Source organism: Bacillus cereus group sp. N24 (assembly GCF_016483345.1).
In the GTDB taxonomy this organism is placed as follows: domain Bacteria; phylum Bacillota; class Bacilli; order Bacillales; family Bacillaceae_G; genus Bacillus_A; species Bacillus_A toyonensis.
Map to the genome: position 1 here is coordinate 73,014 of NZ_JAEHCA010000004.1, position 18,485 is coordinate 91,498.

Consider the following 18,485-nt stretch of genomic DNA (forward strand, 5'->3'; position numbering starts at 1 on the left):
GGGATGGTTAAAAGATGATATAACATACGAAAATGATAATCATAATGATTTGGAGAATAGCTTTCGCTACAGTACTGCTTAAAAAACCAACTACAGTAGCAACTCCTACTAGAAAGGCGTCTTTTGGCGTCTTTTTATGCATGAGCTCTGTGAAAAATACCGATAAGAACGGTATAATTATTAAACCAAAAGGTGGGAAGAAGAACGATCCAACAATGATAGAAATCATACCGACACGTTCGCCCCATTTTGAACTTCCATATTTTTTTAGGAAATATCCATTAGCAATAAAATCAGCGACGAAAATGAATAGTGTGAAAATGGCTTGAATGACCCAAAAAGTAATTGTTAGTTCCCCGCCATTTATACCAAAATGGTAAAGCAAATATCCAGCCCATACAGCTAAGATACCTGGGATAATAGGGTAAATAAAGGCGAGAAATGAAATGATGAAACAGGCAATGATACAGATTGTTAAGAAAACAGTCACTTTATAACTCCTTTTTAATATCTAATTTATGTACAGCAATTTTTTTGATTTGATGTCCATCAAGTTCTAATGCTTTAAATTGAAACCCAGCATATTCAATAGAATAACCAGCTTCAATATTTAAGTCAACCGCTTGAGAGAGGAGCCAGCCTCCAATTGTATCTAAATCGCTATCATCAATATGTAGGCCAAACATATCATTTACTTCAGAAATGAGTACTTTTCCATCTAAAACAGTAAGCTTCGGGGTACGCTTTTCAATCATAGGTGATTCATCCGCGTCAAATTCATCTTGAATTTCTCCAATAATTTCTTCAAGAATATCTTCCATTGTTAAAAGCCCAGCAGTACCACCATATTCATCCATAATGATTGCCATCTGAACGCGATTCTTTTGAAGATGTACTAATGTTTTACGGATTGGAACAGTTTCAAATACAGTTAGTACGGGATGTATATAAGATTCAAGTGGTTTATAAATACCTTTCGTTTGATCATGAAATATTTCTTTCGTATTTATCATCCCGATGATGTCATCTTTATCTTTTTCAATTATAGGATAGCGTGTATATTTTTCAGTTGCGACGATATCCATATTTTCTTCTAAAGTATTTTCGGTAGATAAGCAAACCATTTCAGTACGAGGGACCATGATTTCTTTTGCAACCCGGTCATCAAATTCAAAAATATTATTTACATATTTATATTCGGTTTGGTTTATTTCTCCGCTTTTAAAACTCTCACCTAAAAGGAGTCGTAATTCCTCTTCTGAATGAGCAAGTTCATTTTCTTTCGCTGGCTCTAAACCGAGTAGTTTTGTGAAAAATATAGCTGCACTATTGAGTAGCCAAATGAACGGATACATAATTTTATCAAATAAAATAAGTGGTTTGGCAAATTTGAGTGTGATTGCTTCTGCTTTTTGAATTGCGAAAGACTTTGGAACTAATTCACCTAATACAACGTGGAAAAATGTAATAACGCTAAAAGCAATAATAAAAGATAACGTGTTAGCCATTGTTCCAGTCATGTTGATTTTTTCAAAAAGCGGTCGTAGTATATGTTCCACAGTCGGTTCACCAAGCCAACCAAGCCCTAAAGAAGTAATCGTAATCCCGAGCTGACAAGCAGATAAATAAACATCTAAATTAGATAGGACACTTCTTGCAGCTAAAGCTTGTTTATTACCTTCATTTGCAAGTTGGTCAATTCGGCTTTTTCGTACTTTTACAACAGCGAATTCTGATGCAACGAAAAAGCCCGAAATAAGAATAAGTACAAAGATGAGAAAAATATTTAATATGTCCAAGTGTGTTCTCTATTCCAAAGTTTGAAATAAAGATGTCACCTCCTGCAATTATGTTATACTTTTATAATAAATCCAAATGAAAAGAATAGTCAAAGGAAAAGGGTAAATATTGGCATGTTTATAGTGTAGTTTTAGAGTTTGTTGTTATTTTGTCCTCGATACAAAAGGAATAACCCTCTACTTTCAGAATATAGAGGGCTATGTAACTTTACGGTTTTGGGATACTTCGTGTTATAGTGTATGTTTCTTGTTTAGAGTAGTTTGTTGTCCAAAGTGCTTGGAGAAAAGATAAGACGCTGTATGGGATATACAATAGTAGTAAACCGATTGTGACAATTACAGGTGCAGTACCACCAAATTGAACGATAAATTGTAATAATCCGCTCGCGTGAAAAGTACATTCCATAATTAAAAAGGAAAAAATAATAGAACTTAAAATAGATTTATGATTCGAAGTAAGTGCTAAAAATAATGTATCAACAAGGAAAGCAGAATTTTTCATTTCATATTCACTTGTGTTATACAGGAAAGGGAGCCATTTTTTTATTGCTTGCATAACGATAATCATAGAGGTACTACATACGATGATCAAAGATGAGAAATAAGAAAACTTTATAAAGTTTGCAATATAGAGAAGAAGTAGTAAGATAGAACATTGTAAAAATACAGTGCAAAAAGAGTACGGTATCCAGTGTAGGAAAGTAGTGATCTTTTTAATTGAATTTGGTGCTTTTAAAAATAGATGACCGATTCCTAAACTTATAAAGAAGCCAATTGCAAGAGTGAAAGTGAAACGAACAATTGATAAAAAATATATTTCCCATATGTAAGGGAATAGTGGTGTTGAATGAGTAGAAGTATGTATCATCTGATTTGCCGAGAAAAAAATAGATTCATGCATCCAATCAATTTTTGGAATTGATATAGAAGAAAGTTGATCGAAGTTTTGGAAAATACTTATTAAGCCATTTTGATAAGAATAATTATGTGTAATAAAAAGAGCTGGAATAGGACTTATGACAAAAATAACAATGACACCAATTATAAATTTGCATACATGCGAGCGTAACAAAGACATATAACCACCTACTCTTTGAATATTCAGAAAATTCTTATTCTTATTTTAGCGTTTTTCTAATAAAGTTACAATATCTTTTTCATTAAGTCATTCAGAGAGAGGCTTTCCTAGTGAAGATATGCAAGTGAAGGATTCATGAATAAATTATGACAAGAAAATGAATAATTTTCAGAAAAATAAAATAAATTATTTATTTTTTTCTGAAATTATAATATAGTTATGGCACAGAAAGTATTTTAACATAAGGAGGCTTTTTATGAGGATTAAAGGGAATTACGTGCCGAAAAGGGAAGTTTTACTGTGCTCAAGTTCGATTACGATAGGGGAAGCATTGGAACATTTAAATAAAACGGGGTATCGTTGTGTACCAGTTTTAGATGAAAAAAAAGAGAAATTTTTAGGGAATATATATAAAGTAGATATTTTAGAATATAAAGGATCACTTGACGAGAGTGTAATACAATTATTGAACGATAAAGAAGGATTTGTGAGAGAAGATTCATCTTTCTTTAAAGTATTTTTTACAATAAAAAAATTGCCTTATTTATCAGTAGTTGACGAAAAAGGAATTTTCCTTGGAATTTTAACGCATAAAAAAGTTTTTGAGTTATTAGAGGATGCATGGGGCGTTCATTCTAGTAAATACTCTGTCATGATTGGAACGCAAGACTATAATGGAGCAATCCAAAAGTTATCGACAGTTTTAAAGAAATACACTGGTATTCAAAGTTTAATGACTTTTGATAATGATGCTCTATTAGTTCGTAGAATTATGTTTACATTAGGAGAAGAGTTTGAAGATGGTGAATTAGAAACACTTCAAAAAGATTTAGAAGATCATGGATTTAGAGTTGTGTATGTAGAAGAGATGAATAATCCACGTGAAGTAGAAACGATAGAGTAACATGCAAAAGCCATCTAAAATATGTTAGATGGCTTTTAAAGTTATTTGAAAATAATAGTATAGAATGAGTCTAGTGCTCGAATAACATTTGTGTGAAAGAATATAAAATGTAGATAATTTTGATTTTCAAAAAAATCAATTTGAAAATATGTTTTTATTTTTCAATTAAATATGTTACTATATGTGTGATAAAAACAAAGAGGTCTGACAACTACACTCCACGTAATAACACTCTAATGGTTTAAATATTCGAAAAAATCAAAAATCAAAAATTAATGACGAGAGTAATAATTAGAGTAATAATAAGGGGAATGGAGAAATTATGGAGAAAGACACTGCTTTGTAAGGGGCATATTTTACCATCTTGAGCAGAGAGGAGGATGCATAGCATATTGTGAAAATAAAGATAAACAATGAAAAAGTGCTATGCAAATGAAAAGTATGAAGGGACGATTGAGGCCAAGTGATACGGTAGCAATTGGTTTAATGCTATTTGCATTATTTTTAGGAGCAGGAAATTTAATTTTCCCGCCAGTTTTAGGTCAACAAGCAGGAGAGAATGTTTGGATTGCTACGATAGGATTCCTTGTAACGGGAGTCGGATTACCCCTATTAGCTGTAACAGCTGTCGCGTTTGTAGAGGGGGACTTGAAAGCGCTATCTTCTAGAGTCCACCCTATATTTGCGTTTATTTTCCCATTGGTTAGTTATTTAGCAATCGGACCATTTTTCGCAATCCCGCGTACGGGAGCCGTTTCGTTTGAAATGGGTATGAAGCCGTTTTTATCAGATGCAATGGTTTCAGAGTGGTACATGCTATTTCTTTTCACTATAGTTTTCTTTGGAATAACGTGGTATTTATCATTAAATCCATCTAAATTAGTCGATTGGTTTGGAAAATTTCTTACACCATTATTAGTATTAATTGTTGCTGTTATTGTCGGAAAAGCAATTATTGATCCAATTGGAGAACCGGCTGCACCTTTAGCTGCTTATAAAGAGAATGCTTTCTTTGGTGGATTTATTCAAGGATATTTAACGATGGATGCAATTAGTGCACTTGTGTTTGGGATTGTTGTTGTACAAGTTATTCGCTCAAAAGGGATAAAAGAGAGCGGACAAATCGCAAAAATAACAGTTGTATCAGGGATTATTGCTGTAATAGGCTTAACGTTAATATATTTATCACTTGCATATCTCGGATCTACAAGTACATCACTAGGTGTGTCGGAGAACGGTGGTCTTATTTTAACGAATGTTGTAAATGAGTTATATGGAACAAGTGGCAAAATTTTATTAGGACTTGTAATTATACTCGCTTGTTTAACAACTTCTGTTGGATTAACATCTGCGTGTGCTGGCTTCTTTACAAACTTATTCCCAAGACTTTCGCATAAAACGATTGTAACTATGGTATGTGTATTTAGTTTAATTGTATCTAACCTAGGGTTAACACAATTAATCACAGTAACATTACCAGTGTTAATGATCATTTATCCAGTTGCAATTGTATTAATCGTTCTTTCATATTTCCATAAATGGATAGGGAAGCGTAATACAATTTACATTGGGGCTATTTTAGGTGCGTTGTTAATTAGCTTCTTTAACGGTTTAGAAAGTGCGAACATTAAAATTGATGCGATTTCTAATGTACTACAAATGTTACCATTATATAAAGAAGGAATAGGATGGTTAATCCCGTCATGTATTGGCGGCATTCTCGGTTTCTTCTTCTATAAATCAAATGAATCAAGCGAATTACAAAAGAAAGGTGCTTAGGCGCCTTTCTTTTTTTAAAGGGGATTTTTGTATTTTGTCTAAGTAATAATTGGGAGGAATGATAAAATGGCTAATTTTGAAGACTTTTTAACTTTTGATGTAAGAATTGGAACTGTAACACAGGCAGAGGAATTTAAAGAAGCGAGAGTGCCAGCGATTAAACTAGAAATTGATTTTGGGGAGCTTGGGATCAAGCGGTCCAGTGCTCAAATTACGAAGAGATATAATCCAGAAGACTTAATCGGTCAGCAAATTGTTGCTGTTGTAAATTTTCCGCCAAAGCGTGTAGCTGGATTTAAATCAGAAGTGCTTGTATTAGGGGGAGTTCCTGAAGCGGGAGATGTTGTGTTGCTTCAGCCTAATATGGAACTGCCAAATGGAACGAAAATTAGTTAGTGTGAAGGTGGGGAGGCAATATGGATATCGGACGAGAATATTTACAATGTGCCATTTCTAATTTCAAAACAACAAAGCAGCAAGGAGAACGGGCACTTTCTCAATTATCATACGAACAAATACAATGGTCTTCTCATGAAGAAACAAATAGCATAGCGATTATAATGAAACATTTGCACGGTAATATGCGTTCCAGATGGACGGATTTTTTAACATCTGATGGTGAAAAAGTTGATCGTGACCGAGATGGTGAATTTGAAGGAGGCTATTCTTCAAAGGAAGAAGCCCTTGCAGCGTGGCAAGAAGGATGGGAATACGTTTTTAATACGATGAATACTATAATGCCGGAACATCTATTGAAGACGGTATACATTCGTGGTGAAGCACATACGGTCCTGCAAGCAATTGAAAGGCAAATTTCTCATTATGCTTTGCATATTGGACAGATTATTTACATCGGTAAAATGTTAAAAGAAAATGAGTGGGAATGTTTAAGCATTCCTAAAGGACAGTCCACTCGTTATGTAGAGAAAAAACGTTCAACATAATAATATGAAAGAAATCGATATAAAATAGGAAGCAAAAAAATAAGCCAAATGATAGACGGCTCCGTAAGCATAAGAATGCTACCAATAATAAGGCCGTATATAATAAGAAAGAAACAAAAAAGTGTATTCATAGGGATAAAACGTGGGATGAAGAGTTGTTGCTGCTTAAAACAACTGTTGTGAAATAAATGAAAATGGAAGTACCGTGTAGTGGTAATAAGGTCTTTCTTTCGTGTAATTCTTTTTCTACATGTATGACAAATGAACGGTGGCTGCATTTCGTTACGCTCCATTTTTTATTTTCATAATAATGTGAGACAAAAGTAGGTACAAAGTGTATGTTCCTATATACGCTCCTGCAATAAGGAAAAATGGATTCAGTAAAATTCCATGAATGCTCGTCATGAAAACTAAATCTTGTATTAAAACATCGTATATATTAATGGAAATAATTGTACCGAGTACATACAGTGCCAAGTACGCGGAAATATGTAACACAATAGAGACTTTTGGATGTTTAGCGGACAAATAAAAAATGAATGATAGAGCGATTGGTAATATTCCTATTAATAGCTTCAATTCATTTCACCTCATTAACAATATAGCCGGAATTTAAACGGTCTATTCTCTAGAGCTTGTACATAACTTGAAATAGAGAGGGTGATAGTATGAATCGAGGCTTTTTTTATGTGAAGTTTACAAGTGTACGTAAGTTAGTTTTATTTATTATTACTACGGTACTAGCGACTTTTTTTCTTATTAGTATGATGGTAACCTCTATGAAAGAGACGAAGTCAACGTATTTATATAATTGGTTAAATGAGTTATCGATGAATGGCTACATGTATGTTCTTGGAAAAGAAAATCATTATTTTACACAAGAGTATCGAAATTTGAATCAAGATTTTTCAATCTCTTCGTTTCTCTTTTCTATGGCTACGAATATTCGTTTTAACGATGTACGTAGTTTTGTCGGAAAAGAGCTTCCTGGCTTTGGTAAGTACGATACAGAAATCGTTATCGCAGGTGAGGGAACAAATTATTCTAACTTACCGATAGAGTCGAGTGTTCCTCTTGAAGAAGTAGTGAAAGAACGGACTGGAGAAGGTGGACAAGCGCCAAAGCCTGATACGAATAAAGAGAAAAAACAACCAGCTCAAACAACTGGAAAAAGACAAGTTGCATTTATATATCATTCGCATAGCTGGGAATCTTATTTGCCGTTACTGAACTTAACGAATGATCCAAACCCGAATAAAGCGACAAGTTCTGTAACGAATATTTCCATAGTCGGCGACCGATTTCGTGAACAATTAGAAAGCGAAGGAATCGGATCTACTAACGATAAGACTGACGTTGGTCAAAGGTTAATTAGTAAAGGGTTAAATAGTAATAGTTCTTACAAAATGTCACGGGAAATTGTACAAGAAGCGATGGCTGGTAATAAAGAATTACAATACTTCTTCGATTTACACCGTGATAGTGCACGGAAAAATGTAACAACAAAAACAATTGGAGATAAATCATATGCTAAGCTTGCTTTTGTAATTGGGAAAGGTAACAAAAACTATGAAAAAAACTTACAATTAGCAACTGCGTTACACGAGACGATTAGTAAGAAATATCCGGGAATGAGCCGTGGTGTAATTCAAAAAGGATTCCAAACAGGGAATGGAGTTTACAATCAAGACCTATCAGGACAAGCGATATTAATTGAAGTTGGCGGGGTAGATAATACAGAGGAAGAATTAAATCGATCAATTGATGCACTTGCTAAGGCATTTGGTGAATATTTTTGGCAAGCGGAAAAAGTGAATGGATAAAGTGAAATTTGAATGAGTGGTAGGCATTGTCAATGGTTATCAGCCTACATCAATTAGGGGAAAACGTAAGTGTAAAGCTTACGTTTTTTGTTTGTCATGAAACGAGGATGATAAGATGTCACATTATAGACATAATTTATAATTGCTATAGTAATATCGAAATTTGTCTATTTATAATAGGGGAATTAGAAAGGGATTTTCGCAATAATAGAGAAAATCTTTTTACAAGGAAAATTTTTTACAATGAAATAGGTAGGGTGATTTAGGTGATTAGGGAGATCAAAGTAGAAGATGCAGCCTCATTTTTACAATTAAGTAAGCAATTAGATGAAGAAACGAAATTTATGTTATACGAGCCAGGGGAAAGAAAAACTACAGCCGAGCAACAAGAGCAAATGATTCATCGATTTATACAGAATGAAAAAGCAACAATATTTGTAGCGATTGAGGAAGAGAAAATAGTAGGATTTATTTTAGTGAATGGAACTAACATACAAAGAAAGAGACATGTTGCAGCCATTGTAATTGGTATATTGCAAGAGTGTAGTGGGCGTGGTATTGGAACGAGCTTGTTTAAAGAGGTTGAGAAGTGGGCAAGATTACATGATGTATGGCGTTTAGAATTAACGGTAATGGCCCATAATACAAGAGCTCAGGCACTATATAGAAAAGTTGGCTTTGAGAAAGAGGGTGTCAAAAAAGCTGCTCTTATTATCGATGGAAAAAACATTGATGAGTATGAAATGGCCAAATTATTAAAATAAGAGGTCGTTATATGAAAAAAAGATGGACACTACTTGGTATCGTAGCGGCGATACTCATTGTTGGAGTAGCAGGAATCAATTATAAAATGTATAAGGATAAGCAGGCACAGGAAGTGAATGTAAATAACATATTTCCGAAAGCGAAAGAAACGATTGCGAATATGGATGGGGATATTGCGGTAATTAGTAATCCAAATTCGATGCTTGTACTTGTGAATAAAAGTAGGCGTTTACCAGATGGGTATAGACCGCCAGATTTAGTTATTCCGAAAGTACGTTACTCTAGTGAGGGTGATCAAGAAAAGAAAAAAATGAGGAAAGAGGCAGCTAGTGCGCTTGAGGACATGTTTCAACAAGCTGATAAAGAGCGTATTTTCCTTTTTGCAGTCTCTGGATTTAGATCTTTTGATCGACAAAAGGCATTAAATACGATGTATAAAAAACAAGATGGAGAAGCGAAAACTGCGATGTCTAGCGCGATTCCTGGTACGAGTGAACATCAAACTGGACTAGCTATGGATATTACATCGCAATCTGCTAAATTTCAGTTAGAGACAGTTTTTGGAGAGACGAAAGAAGGGCAGTGGCTTTCTGAAAATGCCCATAAATTTGGTTTTGTGATTCGATATACAAAAGAAAAAGAATCAATTACGGGCTATCGGTTTGAACCATGGCACGTAAGGTATGTGGGAAATCCACAAGCTACATATTTATATGAAAATCAACTGACGCTGGAAGAAGTAACAGAGTGAACAATTGAGGGGAGAGAAATACAATGACGATGTTATATAAGAAAAAAGTACATGCATATATTACAAGAGAAAAAGAAGGGATGAAGCAATTACTTGTTTTTAAACATCGTGATATACCTGAAGCTGGTATCCAAGTGCCAGGGGGAACAGTTGATGAAGGAGAAACGTTAGAAGCAGCAGTTTTACGTGAAGTACAAGAAGAATCTGGATTACGTCTTTTATGTATAGAGCGTTTCCTAGCAGATTACATCATACACGTGAAGGAAAAACAGGAATATCAAAAACGCCACTTTTTCCACGTAACGTTACTAACGAATGTAAAAGATACTTGGGAACATATAGTAAGTGCCGGTGAGGAAAATGAAGGTTTAGTATTTTGCTACGAATGGATTGATATTGCAAAATGCCCTGAATTAGCAGGAAAACAGGGAGAGTTTTTACATTTGTTAGATGAGGTATATGCACAGTAATAAAAAGAGTTTGAAGCGAAGGATGATTCGTTTCAGACTCTTTTTATTTTTCGGGAAATTAAAGGTGTATTAAAAAGTAAGTTGAAACTTTTTAAAGGGATATTAATTTGGAATAGGATGAGGTGAAAAAATGAAAAAGTAAGAAGTATTCGTAAAAACTAAAAGGGATATAAAGGAGAATATAAATGGAAATTCAGTTTAATCCAGTATTAAAAAAAGAATTAACAATTCATGATATACAGACCGCAATGGAAGAAGGGACGTTATCTTCCAAAGAATTAGTTATGTATTATCTTCATAGAATTGCACAATATGATCAAGATGGACCGAAAATTAATTCTATTTTAGAAATAAACCCAGATGCTATTTTTATTGCAGAAGCGTTAGATTATGAAAGGAAGATAAAAGGTGTAAGGGGACCATTGCATGGTATACCTGTTTTGCTAAAGGACAATATTGAAACGAATGATTCCATGCATACAAGTGCAGGTACGATTGCCCTAGAACAAAATATAAGTAGCGAAGATGCATTTCTCGTTACAAAACTGCGAGAGGCAGGAGCGGTGATAATAGGTAAAACGAATATGACAGAGTTAGCAAATGCAATGTCTTTTGAAATGTGGGCTGGATATAGTGCAAGAGGTGGTCAAACAATCAATCCATATGGAACGGGCACGGATGATATGTTTGTTGGTGGCTCTAGTACAGGGGCCGCAATAGCAGTTGCCGCTAATTTTACAGTATTATCTGTTGGGACAGAAACGGATGCCTCTATTTTGAGTCCAGCTGTTCAAAGCTCTGTAGTAGGCATTAAACCGACTGTCGGTCTAATTAGTCGTAGAGGAATTATTCCGTTCACTTATTCACAAGATACAGCGGGACCATTTGCTAGAACAGTAACAGATGCTGCTATTTTACTAGGGAGTTTAACTGGAGTGGATGAGAAAGATGTAGCTACTCATAAAAGTGAAGGTATGGCATATGAAGATTATACATCTTATCTTGATGTTAATGGTTTAAAGGGAGCGAAGATTGGTGTTTATAGTAATGCTCCAAAAGATTATTACGAAAATGGTGAGTATGATGAAAATTTGTTTGAGGACACGATCCAAGTATTACGTAGTGAGGGAGCGACAGTAGTAGAAAATATTGATATTCCTTCCTTTCATAGAGAATGGAGCTGGGGAGTTCCGCTTTATGAGCTGAAGCATAGTTTAGATAACTATCTTTCAAAATTACCTTCTACTATTCCCGTACATTCTATTTCAGAATTAATGGCGTTTAATAAAAACATAGCAGAAAGAGCTTTAAAATATGGACAAACTAAGTTGGAGGGAAGAAAAGATTATCCTAATACGTTAAGAAATCCAGAATATTTACATGCAAGATTAGAAGATATATATTTTTCGCAAAAACAAGGTATTGATTTTGCATTGGAAAAATATAATCTTGATGCGATACTATTTCCGTCTTATATAGGCTCTACTATATGTGCGAAAGCAGGTTATCCGTCTATAGCAATACCAGCAGGGTATATGGAAAACGGGAGACCTTTTGGAATTACGATTGCAAGTACTGCTTTTCGTGAAGGAATATTAATTAAACTAGCGTACGCTTTTGAACAAGCGACAAAGCATAGAGAAATTCCCAACTTGTCATGAATAGAATGTACAAAAGGACAGGAATTTCCTGTCCTTTTTGATTTATTGATTAAAGTGAAATATCTTTCTGCTCTGTCTTATGATATTTTAATAGGCTAAAAGATAAACAGGCAGAACATAAAATAAGAAAAGAAGCAATCATATAAATCATACGAACACCGAACATATCAGTAATAATGCCAACGCTAAGCATAGAAAGACCAGAAGCTGTTGAAAGAAGGGCGCCGTGTGCTGTATACATTTTCGATAATAGAGAAGGGGCGACGCTAGATTGTAAAACCGTCGTTTGAGAAATATCTCTAATTTGATAACATGGTCCCATTAGAACACATAGGAAAAGCGCAATAAATCCACTGCTTGTTATGCCATATAAAAATGTAAGAATACTAAATATAAGTGATCCTATCGCCATGGAGCGTATTAAATTTTTTTGAATATATGTACTTATTTTCCACGCTAATAGACCACCAATTAACGTGCCCACATAATAACTTGTGTTAATATATCCCCACCATTCTTCTCCTTTATGCAGAACAGTCGTTACATATGCCATCGTAATAGCGCCAATCCATATCGTCCCTGCGAAAGTTTCAATTAAGTCCATTAATGTAACTGTGCGCAAAGAAGGATGATGAAATAATAGTTTCCAGCCTTCAAATAAAGCTGTGTTTTTTGAAGAAGAAGGCTCTGTTACTCGTTCGGTATGGATGGAATGTAATGAAATATGCAATGCAATACATCCGAAAATCATTAAAATAATATTAATCATGAATGTAGAAGTAGCGCCAATGAGCAGAACGATAATACTTGTAAATGAATAAGCTGCCGCTTGTACAATTTGTGATGAAAAGGAAAAGATACTATTTACTTTTACTAATCTTTCTTTTGGTGTTAGGCGTGGAACAATACTGTATAGTAATGGAGCACTCCACCCACTACATAAAGAAATGAAAAAAATGAAAGTTAATAGAGTTACAATGTTTGTGGAAAGGACCGGAAATAATAGCGTTAATAAAATGAATAGGGCAGTTTTTGTCCATTGTAATATAAAAAGTACTGAATAAGATGAAAAATGATTCATTATAAGTGGTGCAGATATGTTTGCGATCAAATTTGTGATAACTTGTAATAATGGAAAAAGGGCAGTAATAGTAGCTGATTTAGTTGATATATAGATATGAGTTGTAATAATCATTATGTAAACGATGTCAGCAAGAGTAATACAGATTTTTGATCCTAAATAGTATGATATTGAATGATTCCACATTAAGGATATCACCTTCCAAAAAAATACAAATTCGAGTTAGAATTATTATAAACTGAAAAAAATAATTTTAAAAGAATTAAATTTTTTGTCATTTTTTGAAAGGAATTTTCATGTATAATGAAGAATATATTGATATAGTATTTTATTAATACTTATTGTAACAGCGAATATGTACGATAGCTTGCAGTAAACGCCCAAGTATGAGAAAGGGCGGATAAACCATTCTTTTCTTCATATACATATAGAAAATGAGAAAGAAAGTGAGGGTTGCATATGGCTGGTTGGGTGATTTGGTTTATTATAGCGGGTATTTTATTTATCGCGGAAATGTTGTCGATAACGTTTTATATGCTTTGGCTTGGAATTGGAGCTGTTGTCGGAGGTCTTATTGCTTTATTTGCTCCTGATGCACTATTGTTACAAGTTACTGTTGGTGCGATTGTAAGTTTAACATTGACATTCTTTACGAAAAGAATTTCAAAAAACTTTCGAGAAGCAAAAGGTTTTACGGATACAGTAGATATGCTTGTCGGTAAAAAAGGAATTGTTGTGCAAGCGATTACAAATGAAACGAACGGTATTGTGAAGGTGGATGGAGATACTTGGACAGCTATTGCAGATGTTCCGATTGACACTGGAGAAAAAGTCGTTGTTATAAAGAGGCATAGTACTATATTACAAGTAAAAAAGGAGAGTGAATAAATATGATAGCATTAACGTTAACGATTATATTCGCGCTAATTGTAGTTACATTTATCGCATTAACAATTAAAATTATTCCTCAGCAAAAAGTTGGGGTTGTTGAAAGATTTGGTAAGTTTCAGCGTATTATGCACCCAGGGTTAAATATATTAATCCCAATTGTAGATCGCGTTCGTGTATATCACGACTTACGTATTCAACAAACGAATGTACCACCACAAAAGGTAATTACGAAAGATAACGTACAAGTAGAAATTGATACAATTATTTTCTATCAAATTGTCGAACCTGAACTTGCGACATATGGTATCTCAAACTATGAATATGGTGTTCGTAACATTACTTCTGCAACAATGCGTCAAATTATCGGTAAAATGGAACTTGATGAAACGTTATCTGGTCGTGAAAAAATTTCAACAGAAATTCGCTTAGCGCTTGATGAAGCAACAGAAAAATGGGGCGTTCGTATTGAGCGTGTTGAAGTAGTAGACATTAACCCGCCAAAAGATGTGCAAGCATCGATGGAAAAACAAATGAAAGCAGAACGTAATAAACGTGCAATTATTTTAGAAGCTGAAGCAGCAAAACAAGATAAAGTTCTTCGTGCGGAAGGGGAAAAACAAAGTAAAATCTTGATGGCTGAAGGGGATAAAGAAGCACGTATTCGAGAAGCTGAAGGTTTAAAAGAAGCGAAAGAATTAGAAGCGCAAGGGGAAGCAAGAGCAATTGAAGAAATCGCAAAAGCAGAACAAAATCGAATTGAATTACTTCGTGCAGCAGATTTAGATGAACGTGTACTTGCTTATAAATCATTTGAATCATTGATTGAGGTTGCAAAAGGACCAGCAAATAAAGTCTTTATTCCATCTAATGCAATTGAAACACTTGGTACTCTTGGGGCAATCGGAGAAATCTTTAAAGAAAAACAAGCGAAGAAATTGCCTTTAAATGATACAGGTAAAGAACAATAAGAGTGAGGAAGAGGAATGGGATGCCATTTCTCTTTTTTGTGCGTATATTACGAAAGGCTTGTACATATCCATGTATAAAGAAGGTGATACAGTGAAAAAGTATGCAACTCGTATACATGGGAAAAAACTAATCTCGTTACTTTTTTTATATGCGCTAATAGTAATAATTATCGCGTCAATTTTGACGTCGCTTTTACATACAATGAAATCAAGTTATGCGAATCAATGGTTTGGAAAAGTGTCTATGCAAGGTTTTGTTCAAATGATAGAAAGTGAGAATCACTATTATGGATTTGATTATTTTAAGCAGAATAAACGGGAGTCTGTTGGGAATTTAATGTTCTCTATTGCGACAGATTTGAAAATTAAAGATTTAAGAACATTTGTCGGTAAAGAAGTACCTGGTATGTCAAAGTATTACTCTAACATTATCGTAGCTGGGGAAGGGACAAACTTTACGAATATCCCGAATGAATCTAGTGTACCGATTGAAGAAGTAACGAAAGAGCGAGAGGTAGCAAAAGATAAAGTTACAGAAGCGGAAAAGAATAATCCGGTGCAGAAAAAGAACGGAACGAAAAAAGGTGAAAATGCAGTATACATTTACCATACACATAGTTGGGAATCCTTCTTTCCTTTATTACCAGGAGCTACCGATCCATCGAGTCCAGATGTAAATGTGTCCTTATTAGGAAAACGTATGAAGGAGCAACTTGAAGAGCAAGGAATTCCAGTAGTTCATGATAAAACGAATATGGGTGATTTACTGGCAAGTAAAAAATGGAAATGGTATCAATCGTATACAGCATCTCATGGATATGTAAAGGAAGCATTAGCACAAAATAATAAAATTGCTTTTCCAATTGATATACATCGTGATGACCAGCGCAAGAATGTAACAACAAAGGTAATAAACGGGAAATCTTATGCGAGATTATATTTTATAATCGGGATGGAAAATGAAGGGCGTGCCGAAAATGAAAAAATTGCAAGAGCAATCAATAGTTATTTAGATGAAAACTATTACGGATTAAGTAGAGGGATTTTTCCGAAGTATAAAAAAGATGGGAATGGCGTTTATAACCAAGATTTATCTAAAAATGCGATGTTAATTGAAGTTGGTGGTGTTGATAATACGTTAGATGAATTATATAACACAATTGATGTATTAACGGAAGCATTTAGTAAGTATTACTGGAATGATGCAGAGAAAGTGAATGGATGAGGGACGGGAGACCGTTCTTTTTTCATTTTGGAAACCTTAAAATATGATATAATTAAATTTTGTGAATGTTGAATAAAGGAGCGGGAGAAATATGCAAATACTACTAGTACGCCACGGAGAATCTGAAGCAGACATATTACATGTACATGAAGGCCGAGCTGATTTTGAATTAACAGAAAAGGGAAGGCAGCAAGTACAAAAACTTGTACAGAAAGTGAAGGCTGATTTTCCACCAGATTTCATTTGGGCAAGTACATTAAAACGTGCCCGTGAAACTGGTGAAACATTAGCGGAAGCAATTGGTTGTCCAATTCAACTAGAAGAGGAATTAATGGAGTTTAATAATGGGGTGCAAGCCGGCTTATCTTTTGAAGAAGCGAAAAAATATCCTGAGCCAAAGTTTCTTCATGACCGTTTTGAAAATGGAGAATCATTTATTGAATTTAGAATGAGAATAGAAGGAATCTTTTCTAAAATCGTGACAGAGAATACATATGATCGAATTGCAATTGTTGCACACGGCGGTGTAATAAATAGTATGTTACGAGCGTTTTTCAAAATGCCAATTTCAATGGACTATTATTTTAAAATGGGAGATACGGGAATAAGTTTAATTGAAATTGAGGATGAACAAAAAACGATACATTTCATTAATGATACGAATCATTTGGACGGGATGTAAAAATTTATGTACAAAGTCGTATTTTTTGATGTTGACGGTACGCTTTTAAGTGAAATTGATAGAAGTATGCACGAAAGTACAAAAGAAGCAATACAAAGGTTAATAGATAAAGGAATTCACTTAGTTGTTACAACAGGGAGACCATATAGTTTATGCTCACAATTTAAAGAACTAGGCATAGACACATTTATTTCTGCAAATGGTGGACATATAAAGTGTAAGGAAGAAGTTATTCATAAATCGATACTTTCAAGTGAAATTGTTCATGATATTTCAAATTTCGCTGAATTACATGGTCATAGTGTTTCTTACTTTACAGAAGAATTTTCTATGAATGGTATAGCCCCAAAAGATGAACGTGTAATACGAGCATTAAACGAAACTTTAAATTTAGAGCGGTATCCTGATAAAGTTAGAAACTTATCAGAAGAGATGTATTGTATATGTCTGTATGCTGATGAAATGGAAGCTCAAAAATTTTTTGAAAGATATCCAATGCTTACGTTTGAACGTTTTCATGGTTATGTTATGAATGTGTTGGAAGATAATAAAGTATCGAAGCTAACTGCAATCCAAAAGGTATTGGAACATTTAAATATTTGTAAGTCAGAAGCAATGGCATTCGGAGATGGTAGAAATGATATTGAAATGTTACAGTATGTAGGTTTAGGAATTGCAATGGGGAATGGTGGAGAAGAGTTAAAAACAAAAGCTGATTTCGTTACAAAGAAATCAAGTGAAGGTGGCATTTCGTTTGCTTTAAAAGAGTTTAGGATCATTTGAAAAAATAATTAGTCAGTGAAAAAAATCCTGTTTTCATAATAGAATTTTTTGCTAACAATACTCTTGCAATAAAAGGAAAGAAATGAGTATAATATAAAAGTAGTTAGGTAAACTAATTAAATGGGAGGAAGGAGAGTGAAAATGAATGGATTCAAAAAAATGTGATCTTCCTTTAGGGATTGATCCATATGCAGAGTTAATAAAAAAGACAGCATCAACGGATACAGATCCAATCGCAGCAAAACTTGGTTTGTTAATGTTATGGACGTCTGATAATGTTCTTGATGCTGTTGACGTAGATTTAGCCCCGCTTGGTATAACGGAAAGCAAATTAGATTTTTTATTGTTATTTATTTTGCGTGAAATGGAATCGAATGGAGAAGAAGTGAACATGAGTCCGTCGGATATAGCGAGTCGATTAGGGATTACACGTGCTTCTGTCACTGGCTTATTAGATTGGATGGAGAAACGAGAGTTAATCGTAAGGTTCCATCATTCTGAAGATCGAAGAAGATTAAAGGTGAAAATTACTCCGAAAGGAAAAGAACTAGTTACACATTCTTTACCGACTTTTTGGTCATCTTGCGCTTCGTTAGTTAATGACTTTAATCAAGAAGAGCGTCAAGTGTTAGAGAAGCTATTAAATAAAATGCAAGTAATTATGCAGATGAAATTAGGGGAAGGTAGGTAAATAAGTTGATTGTGAGAGTCAACTTTTTTATTTAAATATATAATTAGTTTACCTTATTATATGTTTAGCTAATTTAAAAGGGCGATAATGTATTTTTTAACGTAAACGAATTAAGTGAGTGTTGAAGGGATTTTATTTTGAGTCATTTACTTTATAAGTTTTCAATCGATGAGGAAAATCAATGTAAGGG

At 34.1% G+C, this 18,485-nt stretch carries 21 protein-coding genes; 15 read left to right on the forward strand and 6 right to left on the reverse strand.

The window, feature by feature from the left end:
• Positions 1–7: 7 nt before the first annotated feature.
• The 3 genes from JDS95_RS08260 to JDS95_RS08270 form a co-directional block, all read right to left on the reverse strand.
• A complete protein-coding gene (locus JDS95_RS08260) occupies positions 8–490 on the reverse strand; it encodes a DUF456 domain-containing protein (RefSeq protein ID WP_000215664.1) in 483 nt (160 codons plus the stop codon).
• Position 491: 1 nt separating this feature from the next.
• Positions 492–1,799, reverse strand: a complete 1,308-nt coding sequence (locus JDS95_RS08265) for a hemolysin family protein (RefSeq protein WP_199690375.1) — start codon at positions 1,797–1,799, stop codon at positions 492–494.
• Positions 1,800–2,007: 208 nt separating this feature from the next.
• Positions 2,008–2,877, reverse strand: a complete 870-nt coding sequence (locus tag JDS95_RS08270; RefSeq protein ID WP_000055309.1) for a hypothetical protein — start codon at positions 2,875–2,877, stop codon at positions 2,008–2,010.
• A gap of 256 nt (positions 2,878–3,133) precedes the next feature.
• Between JDS95_RS08270 and cbpA the strand changes: the two genes are divergently transcribed.
• From cbpA to JDS95_RS08290, 4 genes are all read left to right on the forward strand, one after another.
• Positions 3,134–3,781, forward strand: coding sequence for a cyclic di-AMP binding protein CbpA (cbpA, locus tag JDS95_RS08275; protein ID WP_001220521.1), 648 nt, complete (start codon positions 3,134–3,136; stop codon positions 3,779–3,781).
• 441 nt (positions 3,782–4,222) lie between these two features.
• Entirely contained in the window at positions 4,223–5,560 is a 1,338-nt protein-coding gene (gene brnQ4, locus JDS95_RS08280) for a branched-chain amino acid transport system II carrier protein BrnQ4 (RefSeq protein WP_472926261.1), read from the forward strand.
• A 66-nt stretch (positions 5,561–5,626) separates the two neighbouring features.
• The gene (csaA, locus tag JDS95_RS08285; RefSeq protein ID WP_001263026.1) at positions 5,627–5,956 is read left to right on the forward strand and encodes a chaperone CsaA; all 330 of its coding nucleotides are present in this window, start codon (positions 5,627–5,629) and stop codon (positions 5,954–5,956) included.
• 20 nt (positions 5,957–5,976) lie between these two features.
• Positions 5,977–6,504, forward strand: coding sequence for a DUF1572 domain-containing protein (locus JDS95_RS08290; protein ID WP_000351102.1), 528 nt, complete (start codon positions 5,977–5,979; stop codon positions 6,502–6,504).
• Here the strand turns inward: JDS95_RS08290 and JDS95_RS08295 are convergent.
• Both JDS95_RS08295 and JDS95_RS08300 read right to left on the reverse strand, forming a co-directional pair.
• Positions 6,477–6,782, reverse strand: a complete 306-nt coding sequence (locus tag JDS95_RS08295; protein ID WP_199690434.1) for a permease — start codon at positions 6,780–6,782, stop codon at positions 6,477–6,479. The genes JDS95_RS08290 and JDS95_RS08295 overlap by 28 nt on opposite strands.
• 4 nt (positions 6,783–6,786) lie before the next feature.
• Positions 6,787–7,083: a hypothetical protein gene (locus JDS95_RS08300; protein WP_000770731.1), complete on the reverse strand. Its 297-nt coding sequence runs from the start codon at positions 7,081–7,083 to the stop codon at positions 6,787–6,789.
• Positions 7,084–7,172: 89 nt separating this feature from the next.
• Here JDS95_RS08300 and spoIIP (JDS95_RS08305) point away from each other — a divergent pair, with 89 nt between their 5' ends.
• The 5 genes from spoIIP (JDS95_RS08305) to JDS95_RS08325 all read left to right on the forward strand — a co-directional run bounded on the left by spoIIP (JDS95_RS08305) (position 7,173) and on the right by JDS95_RS08325 (position 11,974).
• Positions 7,173–8,327 (forward strand): stage II sporulation protein SpoIIP, encoded by a 1,155-nt coding sequence (spoIIP, locus tag JDS95_RS08305; RefSeq protein WP_001079305.1) that lies wholly within the window; start codon positions 7,173–7,175, stop codon positions 8,325–8,327.
• A gap of 266 nt (positions 8,328–8,593) precedes the next feature.
• Positions 8,594–9,091 carry a GNAT family N-acetyltransferase gene (locus tag JDS95_RS08310; protein ID WP_097837309.1) on the forward strand — a complete coding sequence of 166 codons (498 nt, stop codon included), beginning with the start codon at positions 8,594–8,596 and terminating at the stop codon, positions 9,089–9,091.
• An 11-nt stretch (positions 9,092–9,102) separates the two neighbouring features.
• Positions 9,103–9,843 (forward strand): M15 family metallopeptidase, encoded by a 741-nt coding sequence (locus JDS95_RS08315; protein ID WP_000747715.1) that lies wholly within the window; start codon positions 9,103–9,105, stop codon positions 9,841–9,843.
• Positions 9,844–9,866: 23 nt separating this feature from the next.
• A complete protein-coding gene (locus JDS95_RS08320) occupies positions 9,867–10,313 on the forward strand; it encodes an NUDIX hydrolase (RefSeq protein ID WP_199690379.1) in 447 nt (148 codons plus the stop codon).
• 185 nt (positions 10,314–10,498) lie between these two features.
• The gene (locus JDS95_RS08325) at positions 10,499–11,974 is read left to right on the forward strand and encodes an amidase family protein (protein WP_199690381.1); all 1,476 of its coding nucleotides are present in this window, start codon (positions 10,499–10,501) and stop codon (positions 11,972–11,974) included.
• 49 nt (positions 11,975–12,023) lie between these two features.
• Here the strand turns inward: JDS95_RS08325 and JDS95_RS08330 are convergent, their stop codons facing one another.
• Positions 12,024–13,241, reverse strand: coding sequence for an MFS transporter (locus tag JDS95_RS08330; RefSeq protein WP_199690383.1), 1,218 nt, complete (start codon positions 13,239–13,241; stop codon positions 12,024–12,026).
• A gap of 273 nt (positions 13,242–13,514) precedes the next feature.
• Here JDS95_RS08330 and JDS95_RS08335 point away from each other — a divergent pair, with 273 nt between their 5' ends.
• The 6 genes from JDS95_RS08335 (at position 13,515) to JDS95_RS08360 (ending at position 18,295) form a co-directional block, all read left to right on the forward strand.
• A complete protein-coding gene (locus JDS95_RS08335) occupies positions 13,515–13,943 on the forward strand; it encodes an NfeD family protein (RefSeq protein WP_000929499.1) in 429 nt (142 codons plus the stop codon).
• Between the two features lie 2 nt (positions 13,944–13,945).
• Positions 13,946–14,914: an SPFH domain-containing protein gene (locus JDS95_RS08340; RefSeq protein ID WP_000561127.1), complete on the forward strand. Its 969-nt coding sequence runs from the start codon at positions 13,946–13,948 to the stop codon at positions 14,912–14,914.
• Entirely contained in the window at positions 14,892–16,139 is a 1,248-nt protein-coding gene (gene spoIIP, locus JDS95_RS08345; RefSeq protein WP_307837973.1) for a stage II sporulation protein P, read from the forward strand. The genes JDS95_RS08340 and spoIIP (JDS95_RS08345) overlap by 23 nt, the downstream gene beginning before the upstream one ends.
• 91 nt (positions 16,140–16,230) lie before the next feature.
• Complete coding sequence (locus tag JDS95_RS08350) at positions 16,231–16,821, forward strand: histidine phosphatase family protein (RefSeq protein ID WP_001166509.1); 591 nt, start codon at positions 16,231–16,233, stop codon at positions 16,819–16,821.
• Between the two features lie 6 nt (positions 16,822–16,827).
• Positions 16,828–17,604, forward strand: coding sequence for a Cof-type HAD-IIB family hydrolase (locus tag JDS95_RS08355; protein ID WP_016108244.1), 777 nt, complete (start codon positions 16,828–16,830; stop codon positions 17,602–17,604).
• Between the two features lie 145 nt (positions 17,605–17,749).
• Complete coding sequence (locus JDS95_RS08360) at positions 17,750–18,295, forward strand: MarR family winged helix-turn-helix transcriptional regulator (protein WP_000377475.1); 546 nt, start codon at positions 17,750–17,752, stop codon at positions 18,293–18,295.
• Positions 18,296–18,485: the final 190 nt, after the last annotated feature.